The 14,125-nt window shown below is 57.1% G+C and carries 11 protein-coding genes; 6 read left to right on the top strand and 5 right to left on the bottom strand.

What is annotated here, in order from left to right; all coding sequences use genetic code 11:
• Positions 1-116: 116 nt before the first annotated feature.
• Positions 117-2,009 carry a DUF2334 domain-containing protein gene (locus CBW65_RS01585; RefSeq protein WP_087455281.1) on the bottom strand — a complete coding sequence of 631 codons (1,893 nt, stop codon included), beginning with the start codon at positions 2,007-2,009 and terminating at the stop codon, positions 117-119.
• Positions 2,010-2,261: 252 nt separating this feature from the next.
• Here CBW65_RS01585 and CBW65_RS01580 point away from each other — a divergent pair, with 252 nt between their 5' ends.
• The 4 genes from CBW65_RS01580 to CBW65_RS01565 all read left to right on the top strand — a co-directional run bounded on the left by CBW65_RS01580 (position 2,262) and on the right by CBW65_RS01565 (position 7,046).
• Positions 2,262-4,601, top strand: a complete 2,340-nt coding sequence (locus tag CBW65_RS01580) for an immune inhibitor A domain-containing protein (RefSeq protein ID WP_087455280.1) — start codon at positions 2,262-2,264, stop codon at positions 4,599-4,601.
• A 182-nt stretch (positions 4,602-4,783) separates the two neighbouring features.
• A complete protein-coding gene (locus tag CBW65_RS01575) occupies positions 4,784-5,722 on the top strand; it encodes a carbohydrate kinase family protein (RefSeq protein ID WP_157721712.1) in 939 nt (312 codons plus the stop codon).
• An 83-nt stretch (positions 5,723-5,805) separates the two neighbouring features.
• Positions 5,806-6,021, top strand: coding sequence for a hypothetical protein (locus tag CBW65_RS01570; RefSeq protein ID WP_087455278.1), 216 nt, complete (start codon positions 5,806-5,808; stop codon positions 6,019-6,021).
• A gap of 71 nt (positions 6,022-6,092) precedes the next feature.
• Positions 6,093-7,046: a phosphotransferase family protein gene (locus tag CBW65_RS01565; protein WP_087455277.1), complete on the top strand. Its 954-nt coding sequence runs from the start codon at positions 6,093-6,095 to the stop codon at positions 7,044-7,046.
• A 27-nt stretch (positions 7,047-7,073) separates the two neighbouring features.
• On the opposite strand, the gene CBW65_RS01560 is transcribed toward CBW65_RS01565, so the two are convergent.
• The 4 genes from CBW65_RS01560 to CBW65_RS01545 all read right to left on the bottom strand — a co-directional run bounded on the left by CBW65_RS01560 (position 7,074) and on the right by CBW65_RS01545 (position 9,771).
• Complete coding sequence (locus tag CBW65_RS01560) at positions 7,074-7,604, bottom strand: CHAP domain-containing protein (RefSeq protein WP_087455276.1); 531 nt, start codon at positions 7,602-7,604, stop codon at positions 7,074-7,076.
• 34 nt (positions 7,605-7,638) lie between these two features.
• Positions 7,639-8,388, bottom strand: coding sequence for an ABC transporter permease (locus CBW65_RS01555; protein ID WP_087455275.1), 750 nt, complete (start codon positions 8,386-8,388; stop codon positions 7,639-7,641).
• Positions 8,357-9,304, bottom strand: a complete 948-nt coding sequence (locus tag CBW65_RS01550; protein WP_087455274.1) for an ABC transporter ATP-binding protein — start codon at positions 9,302-9,304, stop codon at positions 8,357-8,359. Before CBW65_RS01550 ends, CBW65_RS01555 begins: the two co-directional genes overlap by 32 nt.
• A gap of 74 nt (positions 9,305-9,378) precedes the next feature.
• The gene (locus tag CBW65_RS01545; RefSeq protein ID WP_087455273.1) at positions 9,379-9,771 is read right to left on the bottom strand and encodes an acyl-CoA thioesterase; all 393 of its coding nucleotides are present in this window, start codon (positions 9,769-9,771) and stop codon (positions 9,379-9,381) included.
• Positions 9,772-9,857: 86 nt separating this feature from the next.
• Here CBW65_RS01545 and CBW65_RS01540 point away from each other — a divergent pair, with 86 nt between their 5' ends.
• Positions 9,858-11,135 (top strand): M48 family metallopeptidase, encoded by a 1,278-nt coding sequence (locus CBW65_RS01540; protein WP_198299725.1) that lies wholly within the window; start codon positions 9,858-9,860, stop codon positions 11,133-11,135.
• A gap of 131 nt (positions 11,136-11,266) precedes the next feature.
• Positions 11,267-14,080, top strand: coding sequence for a phosphodiester glycosidase family protein (locus CBW65_RS01535; protein WP_087455271.1), 2,814 nt, complete (start codon positions 11,267-11,269; stop codon positions 14,078-14,080).
• The last annotated feature ends 45 nt before the right edge of the window (positions 14,081-14,125 follow it).

The following is a 14,125-nucleotide window of genomic DNA, read 5'->3' as shown; positions in this document are numbered from 1 at the left end:
CTCACTATGATAATTTGTCTCGTCCCAACATTTTTAATCTTATGAAAAATTATTAAAATTAGACCCGTACAAAAAAGGAGTGCGCAGCAGACGCACTCCTTTTTCTATAGGGCTGTTTATTTGGCTCTGCGGAACGACAGCGAGATGTCGAGCACCCCTTGCTCGCTGTCAAACGAAGCGATGTCCGCCTTGCCATTGCCGTCCAGATCGGCGGAAAACGCAGTCCGTTCGCCCCGCGCCCAAGGGCCGTATAAGTTGTCGTGCGGCTTCAGCAGCGCTTTCGCATCCCCTTGCCAGATCTCCCAGATGCCGTGCGACCCGTCATTGATCACCACATCTTGAAGTCCATCCCCGTTCGTGTCGCCCAGCACCGCCTGTCCGTCCCGTTTCGGTTGTGGCACTTCAAACGCTTTGAGATGCTTAAAACCGCCGTCAGCAGTGATCGCATACACGTCCAACTGCCGGTCGGACGGCGAATACAAGATCAGTTCCGGGCGCTTGTCGCCGTTCACATCACCGGTCAGCATCTGCGCATCATCATGCTGCAGATACAGCGTATCCGTTCCGTGCGGTTGGAACTTCTGCTGATCCTGAAACGCTGCTGTGATCGTCTGTTCATCCTGCAAGAGCAGGTCGGCGAGCCCGTCCCCGTTCAAGTCGTCCGCGGCGATTTTTTTCAAACCGCTGCGCACCGTGCCGTAGCTCTTGCCCGCATCGAAGCCCAGCGTGTTGGACAGATACACGTTCACCTCGCCGCTCTCCGGGTGGTAGGCGATCAAGTCGGCCACACCGCCGCCGTTCACATCGGCGAGCAGCGGCGTATCTTCCGCGTCCAGCCCGCTCTGCAGCCAAGTGGCAAACGGAGACTGCGAGCGGTTGCGCGGCCAGTTGAAGTTGCCTTGCAGCACCGAGACTTTCCCGACGCTGTCGACGACAACCAGCGCTTCCTGCTTGCTGCCGCTCACATCGCCGAACAACAGGTGCTCGGTCGTGGTGCCAAGCGGCAGGTCGATCCGATGAGCGGGGGAGAAGGGCAGCACATCGTGCAGCGACAGCCACGTCCAGCCCTGTTCGCGCATGCCGTGGACGATCTGCTGCAGCTGGGTGTTTGACCCCTGCTTGTATTGGTAGACAGGCAAACCGTCGCGGATCAGCGGTTTGCCGTCCGTGCCGGTCACCGCTTCCAGCGCGTCATATTCCTTAAACGAATGATAAAACACGGCGCCAAGGCCTTGGAAATGTTCCGTCTTCTCCAAGATGCGCTCCACGTCTTTCGGTCCGGTCACATAGCTGAGCGGAGCGGGCACGTAGACCGAGCCAAGCGTCGTTTCGCCGTACAGATTTTCATCCTGATAGACGACCTGGTCTTTGAACGACTTCAATGAAAAGTAGTCCGGCTGATACAGCACGCCCATGAACGAACGAAACGCCTCTTCTTGTTCACGCGTGTCCTGATAGTGCGGCGATTCCCAGAACGCCGGCGTCAGGCCCGCTTTCTCAAAGGCGGCGAGGCTTTTGGAAATCTTCTCGACCGCATAGGGGACGGTGGACGTCTCCGGCGCGTCTTCGATGGCAAATTCATAGCCGACGCCGGTGTCGTGCCAGCCGTCGCCGCGTTTGACATCTCCATATTGATGCGTGTACCCGTGCATGCCGAGCACCGCGCCGTTTTGCTGCGCCTTCTGCAACAGCTCTTTAAACTTCTGCAGATGCTCATCGGGGTTGGGATCATCAATTCCTTTTTCCACCCACGCGCCGTCCTTCCACAGCTTCGAGCGCGAAATGACGGCGAGGTGGAACGGCACGTCTTCAGCCTGCAAATATTCGAACACCGCACGCAGGCGCCCGAGGTCGTCCAAGGTGGCATATTTGCCGCCCGGCGACACATCTTCCAAGCGCAGGAGTGCCTGGTGTTTATCATGACTGGGAAACGAGTTGGTGCGCGACTGACCTTGAATCGGCAGCGCAACAAGCGCAGCCAGCAAGATTGCGAGCAGGGCTTTCTTCATTGCTAAATCCCCTTTAGTTGTCTGTTAAACTTGCTCCACTGTACACTCTACGACAGTTTGCGAGATTTCGCTACCTATAGAGTAGAAAATAGAGTCCCATTTGCTGGAACTAAGTAAAGCGCTAACGTGTCGATTGTAATGCCGTTATCTATGTTTAACGAGCATAAAATAAAATAAAAATATTGTTGACTTAGAAGATTCAGTCTATTATACTCAGACCTGTAGGAAAGAGATACAAAAGGGGGAGCACTAATGAAGAAGTTTCTGGCACTCAGCGTCTCTGGCGCACTCATTGCCGGTACCCTGCTGAGCGGTACTGCAATGGCACAAGGCACCACCGGCTCGACCGTTTCGAACAGCACTCTGGACCTGGCGATCGTCAACGAAGATGCGATCATCAAGTCTCTGGAGAAGCAAGGGGTAATTCCGGCAGGGGCAACTGCTGAGCAGAAAAAAGGCATCTTGAAGACATACTTGGAGCTCAAAGGGAAGCAAGTTGGCGATGCAAAAGCATCCGACCCGCTGGCAGCAAAAGTAAAGGCTTCCGAATCGGCTAAACATAAGGCGTTCAACAATGGTCTCTTGAACGGCAACGGCAAGAAAAAAGGCCATCTGAAGGGCACTCCGGACCCGGTTAAAGAAACCACTTACAACGGCCCGGTTCGCAAGGACAAAGTACTCGTACTGAACGTTGAGTACTCCGACTTTGCACACAACAACATCTCGTCGGACGAAACGGACAACTTCTACTCCGATTACAACCTGCAGCACTTCGAAGACATGATCTTCGGCGCGAACGGTGTAAAAGGCCCGAACGGCGAAAACTTCGTATCTATGAAGCAATTCTATGAGCAACAATCCGGCGGCACTTACTCTGTCGAAGGTAAAGCATACGGCTGGCTGAAAGTTCCGGGCACTGCAGCATTCTACGGTAAAGATGGCGCTTCCGGCCACGACAACGTAACTCCGGGCGGCTCCAAGCGACTCGTTGCAGACACTTATGCAGCTGCTAAAGCGGCAGGCATTCCGCTGTCCGACTACGACTTCGAAGATCCGCACGATCTCGACGGCGACGGCAACCTCATGGAGAAGGACGGCCTTGTCGACCACCTGATGATCATCCACTCCGGCGTAGGTCAAGAAGCTGGCGGCGGCGCATTGGGCGACAACGCAATCTGGTCGCACCGTTCCGCATCCTTCGTCGATCCGGACGGTCTGGGCAAAGGTCTCCCGGGCTTCTACGACTACACCATGATGCCGGAAGACGGCGCGACTGGCGTATTCGCACACGAATACGGTCACGACCTCGGTCTGCCGGACGAGTACGACACCATCTACTCCGGTACCGGTGAAACGGTTGCTTACTGGTCGATCATGGCATCCGGCTCCTGGGCTGGTAAAATTGGCGGCACCGAGCCGACCGGTTTCTCCCCGTGGGCGAAGTCTTACTTTGCTTCCTACCTGGGCGGCAACTGGGCAGCTCCGACCGTTGTAAACTGGGATCAAGTTTCCTCCAAGGGCTCGCAGTTCCTGCTTGACCAAGGCAACTCCCCGAACGGTCAAAACGGCAACACCGTTCAAGTAAACCTGCCGCAAAAGACCACTCCGGTCAACACGCCGGCTGGCGGTTCCTATGAGTTCTTCGGCGGCGTAGGCGACGAGATCGACACCAACATGGTGGCTTCCGTTGACCTGACCGGCAAGACCTCCGCAACGCTCGAGTTCGATTCCTGGTACAAGATCGAGCAAGACTGGGACTTCGCATTCGTTCAAGTATCTGAAGACAACGGCGCAACTTGGAAGTCGATCGGCAACGCAAACACCACTTCTTCCGCAGTTTCGGGCGCATACCCGACCGTTCTGTCCAACCTGCCGGGTCTGACTGGTAACTCCAACGGCTGGACGAAGCAATCCTTCGACCTGTCCGCATACGCTGGCAAGCAGATCCAAGTAGCAGTTCGCTACATCACCGACTGGGGCACTTCCGAAGCGGGTATCTACGTTGACAACGTGAAAGTAACCGCTGACGGCGCTGAGCTGCTCAACGACGGTGCAGAAGGCACTTCCTCCTTCACCCTCGACGGCTTCACCAAGTCGGACGGCAACATCTACTCCGACCACTACTACCTGCTCGAATGGCGTAACCATGCAGGCGTAGACATGGGTCTGAAGAACATCCGCCGTGGCGCATCCCTGATGTCCTACGATGGCGGTCTCGTGGTATGGTACGTTGACCCGTCCTTCACCGAGAACTGGACCGGTATCCACCCGGGCGACGGCTTCCTCGGCGTTGTTGATGCACACGTTGAAGAAGACCTCAAATGGAGCACTGGCATTCAAGCTTCCACCCGTTACCACATCCGTGACGCTGCGTTCGGCCTGAACCCGACCTCCGCACTGGATCTGGTATACCCGGAACAAACTCTGTACGCTCAATCCAAGCCGGCAGTTTCCCTGTTCGATGACAGCAACTCCTTCTCGAACACCTTCATGCCGGATGCAGGCCGCAACGTAAACAACTACGGCCTGAAAGTTCGCGTCAACGGCCAAGCTGCTGACAAATCGGTTGGTTCCATCGTAATCTACAAATAAGTACGGTGATACCGCTCAAGACCTCTTCCGCACTCGCGGGAGGGGTCTTTTTTTACAGACTCTTTACCTCTTTTTTGTAATGTGCAAAAATGAGTAGGGATTTGTGAAAGAGTCAAGTATAATAGAGTCACAAGTATCCAATGTGAGACTACTATATTCAGCTAAAAGTGGGGGACTTTACCTTGGCGATTACAGTGATCGGCACCGTATTCGTAGACATTAAGGGTTATGCGAACGGCAAGGTCAATTCTGATACAAAAAACGTCGGTCATGTTGAATTTGCACACGGCGGCGTCGGCCGCAACGTAGCGGAAGCGATCGGCCGCGCGGGCGGCAGCGTGGAGTTTATCTCCTCGGTAGCCAACACCGCACAGGGGGAAGAGGTCGCAGCGCGACTGGAGAGCATCGGCATCAAGACATCGCGGATGGTGAAAACGGACAACGGCATGGGGCAGTGGCTGGCGATCCTCGACGGCGCCGGCTCGTTGGTCGCTTCCGTCTCGCAAAAACCGGACCTGTCCAAGCTGGAAGATTTGCTCCTGCGCCAGGGGGAAGAGATCGTGAAGAACTCCGACGCGGTTGTCGTCGAGCTCGACCTGAACGATCTGGTCGTGCAGGCGATCTTCGCGTGGGCGAAACAATATAATGTGCCGGTATACGGCATCGTCGGCAACCTCGATGTGTTGATGGGCAAGCGCTCGCTGATCGACGATATGGCGATGTTCATCTGCAATCAGCAGGAAGTTGAAGAAGTCTACGGCATCTCGATCACTTCGATCGAAGAGGCGAAACTGGCAGCCCGCGACTTGACCGCAGGCGGCCTGAAGACGTCGGTGATCACGATGGGCGCACAAGGCTCTGTCTTCTACAACCGCGCCACCGATGCATTTGGTTACGTGCCGGTCGTCCCGACCAAGGTCATCGACACCACCGGTGCCGGCGATTCGTTTTTTGCCGGCACTGTATTTGGCTTGGTGCACGGCCATTCGCTGCAGCAGGCGGTCGAATGCGGCACCCATCTCGCTTCCTGGACGATCGCGTCGAAAGAGGCGGTTGATCCGCTGATCTCCAAATACGTGCAGGAACATCCGCTGTTTCAAGGGGATGTTGTGCTGAAGTAGATTCGCATATTTCCGTTCTCCGGTCGGTATGTTAAGAGAGGGTACACACCCGTGGTAAACTCTCTTGCAAAGGGGAACGGCCCATGGAGACGAGAGGCATTCATCGCGACAGGCAGTATACGCTGTTTGAACTGGCAGACCGTGCGGGAATCACCGTTGCTGACGTGCAGGAACTGGTGCATCGCGGCAAACTGGACTCCCACTACACGGATGACACCGAGCTGATCAACGGAAAAGACTTTCTCAACTGGGCGCAACGAGTTGAGCAAGCAGGCGAAGGACACCGCCATTTTCAATAATTTTGACTGCGTACGAAAGGCTGCCTGCGTGATTGCGGGCAGCCTTTTTGGCGAATGAAGAGGGTGTAGAGATGGACCGATTGCAAGCATTGATTCAAGAAAAAGGGTGGGAACTGCTCACTCGGGAGCAGGTGCAGGGCGGCTTTACAGGCTCGCTGTTCCGCCTGCGCCTGCGCGATGAGACGGGTGGTGAGCTGCGGGCTGTCTACAAGCAGTTTGCGCCGGGCCGGAGCGGAGAGCTGTCCTTTTACGAACGGGTGGTGCCGCTTTTACCGCACGGGGTGCCGAAGCTGTACGGCATCGTGCCGGAAGTTGGGATTCTGATCGAAGAAGCGGGGACGGCGCTCAAGCCCCTTTTTCAAAAAAGCGGCCCGGCTGCCAAACGCGAACTGCTGGCGGAGGTGGTGACGCTGCTGGCCGACCTGCATGCGTCGCTGGCCGGGGCAAGCAGGGAATGGGAAGCGGCGGGGGTCGTGTCTCCGTACCCGTTTCACTCCTCGATCGATTTTGCGCAGGATGCGTTTCGGGAACTGGAAGCACAAAAGGGCAGGTTGCCGGGCGTGGACGAAGGGCTGATCGCGGAGCTGCGCGAGATCGAAGCGTTTTTCTACCCGCGCTACCCGGAGTATGTCGCCGGGCAGCAGACGTTTACGCACGGCGACCCGCACATGGAGAACATCCTGCTCGATGACGGGCGCATCCGCCTGATCGACTGGGAATACGCTTCGCTGGCTGTGCCGCAGCGCGACTTGTCGATCCTGCTGCAGGACGTGCTGGATGATGAGCTGCATGTTTTTGCCTTGACCGCATTTCGCCGCGAGCTGCAACAGCGGGGCTGGGCAGTGACTGCCGATTTTGACCGGGCGTTTACCGCCTGCATGCTCGATAACACCTTGATGATGCTAGGCTTTGAGCTTTGGAAATACCGAAACGGGCATCTCTCCCAAGCGGAGATTGAACAGATCCTGCTGCACAAGACCAGTTGGATTCGCCGTGCCTATCTGGAACTAAAAAAGGAATGCTGAGCCTGTGACGGCCAGCATTCCTTTTGTTTATGTTTCGTTCTGCGCATCGTTCGCTTTTAAACGCACCACGCCTTTCACACCGCGGTCGAGAATGCGGTGCTCGACCATCGGAATGACCCGCAACGTATCGTGCCCGTAATTTTGCTCAAGGATCACGACGGTGGCCGGGTACACTTCGGCGATGATCGCGACATGTCCCCATCCATAGCCGCGCGTGCGGTCATAGAGCAGCATGTCCTCCGGCTGGGGGCAGGTCGTGCCATTTTCATACGCTGAAAAATGCTGGCGATACGCTGCCCAGCCGCCGACGTCTTTCGCATCGGCGATCCCTTCCCAGATGTCATAGGCGCCTGGCCCCGAGTTGTGGTAGGGGAATGTGCCGGGGTAACGCGTCACGTAGTAGCGCTCCGCATACTCCACGCATTGCGGCCCGTGCCGCGTGTCGACGCTGTTGAACGCATACAGTCCGTCTTCCAGCGGCTGGACGGTGCCTTCCGCCAGAGCAGGCCGGGCCGTCGCCAGCAGGAGCAGCGCGAATCCCAAGAGGATGCGGCGCATGCAGAACCCTCCCTTCTAATGGAAGGTAGTATGTTCAATGCGCGACGTCTTTACGCTGAAACAAGATCGTCGTCAGCAGCAGCCCGCCGATCCCCAACGTGCACAACACGCCGATCCAGACCGGCAGCGTGCCGACCAATTCCATCTCCAGTTTATCTCCTTGCAGCAGCATCAGGAAGATGGTCGACGAGGTAAACGGATAGATCGCGATATATTTTGAAGACGATAAGATCAACCCGAGGAATGTCCCGACCAGAGCAAACCCGACCGGCACAAAAAAGTTCGGGATCAACAGCGACATCAGCAGATAGACGGGAATCATCGCCGCCAGCGATGCGGACAGCACCAGCCATGACAACAGCGTATCGACAAAAGGAATCGTGCCGCTCGCGCCAAACATGGCGGCGAGGGCGAGGTTCAGCAAGTAGGCGAACAGGAGCAGGAGCGAGTTCCAGGCCAGCACCCACAGCGCTTTGCCAAGCACCAGTTGCCAGCGCTTGATCTGCGAAGTCAGCACATAGCGCAGCGTCCCGTTTTGCGTTTCCGAAGTGATCGAGAGCGTGCTGAGCAGACAGACCACCAGCGGCCCAAACAGGATCGCGATCAGGAACAGATTCTGCTGACTGGCCTCAGCAAAAGTCAGCACAAACTGCGGTTCGCGGCTCATCTGCTCGATCCAGAGCAGCAGATTGAGCAGGGGCGGTACTGCGATCAACAGCAACGTGCCCCACCAGAGTTTCGTTTTGAAATACTTATACGCTTCCGCCTGCCACACGGCCCACATGCGCTTGTCCTCCTTCGGTGATCGTCATAAACATGTCTTCCAGTCGCGAGCTTTGCATGCGCAGCTCCGAGATCGGCAGCCCGCTTTGCACCATCGCCGCATTGAGCAGCGCCGAATCGTCAGGGAAGCTTTCGATCAGCACTTTTCCGTCGGCGAGGCGAGTTGTTGCCGAATGGCCGCGAGCTTTCAGCCAGCCTGTGACAAACGTAAACACCGCTTGCGGCTGTGCGGTCACGATCTCCAAGTCGCGGTGTGATTGCAACAGCTGCTCCAACGGCGCTTCCAGCACCTGCTTGCCGCCGTGAATGATGCACAGGCGGGTCGCCACTTTTTCGATCTCATCGAGCAGGTGGGACGAGATCAGGATCGTCATGCCCTGCCCGGCCAGCTTTTTCAAAAAGGCGCGCATCTCGCGGATGCCTGCCGGGTCCAGCCCGTTGGTCGGCTCGTCGAGCACGAGCAGCCGCGGGTTGGGCAGCAGGGCGATGGCGATCGCCAGACGCTGCTTCATGCCCAGCGAATACGCTTTGACTTTCTGGTCGGCCGCTTGTTTCAGGTCAACCATCTCCAAGAGCTCTTCCATCCGCGCCTTGTCCTGCTTTTTGCGCAGCTTTTGGAACAAGGCGAGATTCTGCCGACCCGTCAGGTTCGGGTACAGCCCCGGCGCTTCGACGAGACAGCCGATCTCGGCAAACGGGTCGCGCAGCTCTTCCATCTTCTGTCCGGCAAATAAAATCTCGCCGCCCGACTTTTGAATCAGACCCAGGATCATCCGGATCGTCGTCGTTTTCCCGGCGCCGTTTGGCCCGAGGAACCCGTAGATGTCACCGGGATAAATGGTCATATCCAGATCTTGCACGACAGTACGCCCGCCGTATGTTTTGCTCAATTGTTTGACTTCCAGCAAAGGCTGCATCAAAAATCCCCCTCCGGCATCTTCACAGGGAAGACACCGCCAAGGGGGACTTTGTGACAGCGAATCTGAAAATGTTACGCAAACAGCTTGCGCAGCGCGTCCGGCACTGGGCGGCCTTTGCGGGTCTCGATGTCCATTGCGACCGATGTGACGATCGCATCGGCGACCAGTTCGCCGCTCTGGTTGTGGATCTCCTGCTTCAGTGAGTACGACGTGTTGCCCATCCGCTCGGGCGTCGTGGTGATCTTCAAGAGGTCGCCTTGCTTGCATTCTTTGCGGTAGTTGATGTTGATGTTCACCGTCACGGTCTGCACGCCAAGCTTGGTGAACTCATCATAATGCAGGTCGGATCGCTCGTACCATTCTTCACGGCCCCATTCGAGGTACTCCAGATATTTGGCGTTGTTCACATGTCCGTTCACATCAATTTCGGTCGAACGAACCACAATGTCTAAAGAAACTTTCATTCGCGTACGCCTCCTTTGCTTCTATCCTACCATGACGGGTGCATAGGATGGAGTGTGGACAAGAAGAACGAAAGGGGGGAGAGACGATGAAACGCGCCTACTTGACGCTCCCGCTCTGTTTTTTGATTTTGCTCGCCAGTTTGTGGACCGCTCACTACGTGTACAACGACGCAAGCGTGGTCACTCCAGTGGTCAAAGGCGAACAGGCGCATCCGCTGTCGTTTATGTCGGAAGCGGAGTACAAACGGACGGTAGACTTTTCGCGGATCAAAGAAGCGCTCTATTTTGCAGATCTCGGCTTTGAATGGGTGATCCTCCTGTTCGTGCTTGCGGCAGGTCTCTCCGGCCGATTCCGGGATACGGCAGTCAAATTGTTTAAGAGGTCAACTTTTGGGCAAGTCACCGTGTATACCGTGCTGTTCCAACTGGCCACGACCCTGCTCGAACTGCCTCTGGCGTGGTACCGGCACATGATCGATGTCAACTACGGGGTCTCGAACATGACGCCGTCCGCCTGGTTTTCTGAGCTGTTCCTCGACTTTGGCATCTCCACGCTGATGACGATTCCGGTGATCTGGATCGCCTATCTGATCGTCAAAAAGAGCCCCAAGCGCTGGTGGCTGTGGCTGTGGACGGCGACCGTGCCGCTTTTGCTGTTTCTGATCGTCATTCAGCCGGTGGTGCTCGACCCGCTGTACAACGATTTCAAGCCACTGCAAGACCAGCAGTTAAAAGCGCAAATCATCGATCTCGCGCATAAGGCGAACATTCCGAGCGAGAACGTCTATGAAGTTGACATGTCCAAGAAGACCAACGCCTTGAACGCCTATGTCAACGGCATCGGACCAAGTGCCCGGATCGTGCTGTGGGACACGACGCTGAACAAGCTCGATGATGAAGAGATTCTTTTCATCATGGGCCACGAGATGGGCCACTACGTCATGCACCACATGCTGTGGGGGCTGGCCGGGTCGCTGGTCGTCATGCTCGCCTTGTTCTATCTCACATCGCTGCTCTATCCGCGAGTCGTGCGCTTTATGGGCGGCGTGTGGGGCTTGAAAGGGGAGCATGACCTGGCAGCGCTTCCGGTTGCCTTGTTGGTGCTGAGCCTGCTGAGCTTCCTCGTCGGACCGGCGGAAAATTACATGCAGCGCGTGCATGAGCAGGCGTCCGACCGCTATGCGGTGGAGATTACCGACGGCGATGTGCAGTCTGGCATCACCTCGTTCCAGAAGCTGTCCCGCCTCTCGCTGTCCGATCCCAATCCGTCGCCGCTCGTGAAGATCCTGCTCTACTCGCATCCGACCCTCTCCGAGCGCATCCGCGACCTCGAACAGATGGGCAAAGAGCAAAAAGCGAAATAAATGAAAGATCGCAAGCATGCCGGAGTATCGGGCATGCTTGTTCCTTTTTAAGGCTATCAGCCTATGGTCTTCATACCCAGAATCTAGTATCCTGAAACCATTGTAAATAGGTTGATAGGAGAGAGAAAACGGTGAAGATCAAGCAAGGGCTGAAGAAGGCGCACGCGATGCTGCTTGGGCTCTCGATGATCTTGGGTACGACGAGCGGCGCATTTGCCGCGACGGCCGGACAGATCTATTCCTGGCCGGAGATCGTGTCCAAAACGGAGAGCAAGCAGATGATCGTGACCAAAGGCGTCACCTACCAGACGATCAACTACGACACGACCAGCGGCCCTATCGTTCTGCACGAAACATGGGTCAACCTGACCGATCCCAACGTGGAAGTGAAGACGGTGATGTCAGGGGACAAGCTGGAGAACGAAACGAACGAGACGGTTTCGGGCATGGCCCGCCGCACCGGGGCGGTCGCAGGCGTCAACGGCGATTTTTATGAATCGGAATCTTCCGGCATGGCGCTGGGGATGTCGGTGCAAAACGGGCAGTTGGTGCACCACCCCAACCAGACAGCCGTGCTGGGCATCGGTTTTAATGATGAAGTCATTATTGGAAAATACGCTTTCAATGGCACCGTTACAGCAACCAATGGCAAAACCTATTCGATCAAAGCATTAAACGGACACCCGGTCTCCTATCCAAATGAGATGGTGCTCCTGACCCCGGAGCTCGGCTACTGGGAGATGGTCTCAAACGCGACCATCGTCACGATGCAGAAGCAGCCGGACAACAGCTACAAAGTCACGTCGATCGACCCGATGAAAACGGTGACCGAAGCGCCGCCGCAGGGCTATGTGAAGCTGATCGCCCAAGGCAGCGGCCCGATCAATTTCGTCACTGCAAACATGCAAAAAGGCGATCTGATCAACCTCGCGTACGGCACGACACCTGCGAGCACCAATCTGAAATACGCGATCGGCGGCGGCCCGATCCTGCTCAAAGATGGGCAGTACTACGCCGATCCCAACCCGCCGCTGCCGAATTCCTCCTCCTACCGCGGCCCGATCACCGGCGTTGGTGTGACGGCAGACGGCAGACGGATGCTGCAGCTCGTCGTCGACGGGCGGACGTCCGAGTCGATCGGCTTGAGCTACGTGCAGGCGGCGAACTACATGAAATCGCGCGGTCTGGCCCACGCCATGCTGCTCGACGGCGGCGGTTCGACCGATATGGTGGTGCGCCTGCCGGGCGCCGCGCAGGCCACCGTCGTCAACGACCCGTCGGACGGCCGTGAGCGCCGCATCGCCAACGGCCTGTTCGTCTACAGCACCGCGCCGCTCGGCGCGCCCGCCAATGTCACCAACTGGGGCGAGAGCGTAAAAGTGTTCATCGGCGAGCAGAAGCAGCTCACCAAGAAATACTCCGTGCTTGATGAAAATTACAACCCGCTGCCGGGCGAAGCTGTGACGTACTCCGTCGAGCCGTCCACGCTTGGCAACGTCACGCAAAACGGCCTGTTCCTCGCCGCGAAGACGGGCGGCACCGGCAAGATCATCGCCGCGTCGACGACCAACCCGGCGGCCAAGACGGAGATTCCGGTCACCGTCTACAGCAGCGTTGATTCCCTGACCCTGACCCCGAGTGTGGTCGATCTTGCCGGCGGCGAGACGTACACCTTTACGACCAAAGGGACGGTAGCAGGTGAAATCATCACCCTGAAGCCGGAGTTGCTGACGTGGAGTTTGTCCAACTCGACCTACGGCACGGTCGTGAACGGCACGTTTACCGCCGCGCAGTCGTCGGGCAACGGCATGACCACCGTCACCGCCAAGATCGGCACGAAGACGGCGAGCGCCAACGTCTTTATCGGCTATGTGCAAAAGACGGTCGACAAGCTCGACAACGCAACGCTGTGGAAGCGCACCGACCGCTGGGGCGATGTGGGGACGCTGACCACCAGCACCCAGCAGTTCAGAGCGCCGTACACCGCTTCGACAGCGCTCAACTACCGTTTTGCCGCCGGTTCCGGCATGAAGCAGTTCGTCTTTTACCCGGTGAACACGCTGACGCTTCCGGCGAAAAATGACAACGCTGCCGTCAACCCGGTTGGCATCGGCATGTGGGTCTACGGGGACAACTCCGGGCTGAAGCTGATCGGCTCCTTCGAAAAGGGAGACGGCACGTTCGTCCAGGCGGCCAATGGAGTCCGCATCAACTGGAGCGGCTGGAAGTACGTCACTTTGAAGTTCCCTGCAGGCGCTGCCTTCCCGCTCAAGCTCGACTACCTCGACCTCGTCGCGGAAAGCCCGGCAGCCGACCTGAACGGCACCGTGTACCTGAACGACCTGCAAGTGGTCTACGCGGCACGCACCTACAAGGAGAAGCCGCCTGAACCAACGGTTGTCACCTTCCCGGACATCGCGAAGCATTGGGGACGTTCGATGATCGAAACCCTGGCGACAAAAGGGATCGTCCAAGGCGTTGACAAAGACCATTTTGCGCCGTCCGACCGGCTGACCCGCGCGCAGGCGGCGACGCTGATCGTCAATGCGCTGGGCATTTCGGATGCAGTATCGAAAACGCCGTTCAACGATGTGAAAGCGGGCGCCTGGTATGAGAAAAAAGTCGGCGCGGCGGTCAACGCAGGCTTGGCGAGCGGCACCGGCACCGGGACATTTGCCCCAGAAGAATTTGTCGACCGCAACCAGATCGCCGTGATGATCTACAACGCGCTGAAATACAAGCAAAAGCTGCCTGCAGGCGGCACGCCGATCGCCTTTAAAGACGCAAAGGAGATCCAGTCATGGGCAACCGACAAAGTTAACACCTTGTCGGCAGCCGGGATCATGATCGGCTCTGAGGGCTACCTTCGCCCGTCGGCTGTGACCGACCGCGGCGAAGCGGCTGCGCTGATCTACAAAATGATGCAAAAGGCAGGACTGCTCTAGCAGTCCTGTTTTTCTTCTCTTCAGGGCATGCTAACGCTATCTGCA

The sequence above is a fragment of the Tumebacillus avium genome (assembly GCF_002162355.1).
Classification (GTDB): Bacteria; Bacillota; Bacilli; order Tumebacillales; family Tumebacillaceae; genus Tumebacillus_A; species Tumebacillus_A avium.
Note: the sequence above shows the minus strand (reverse complement) of the source record. Positions and strands in the feature narration are given on the sequence as shown.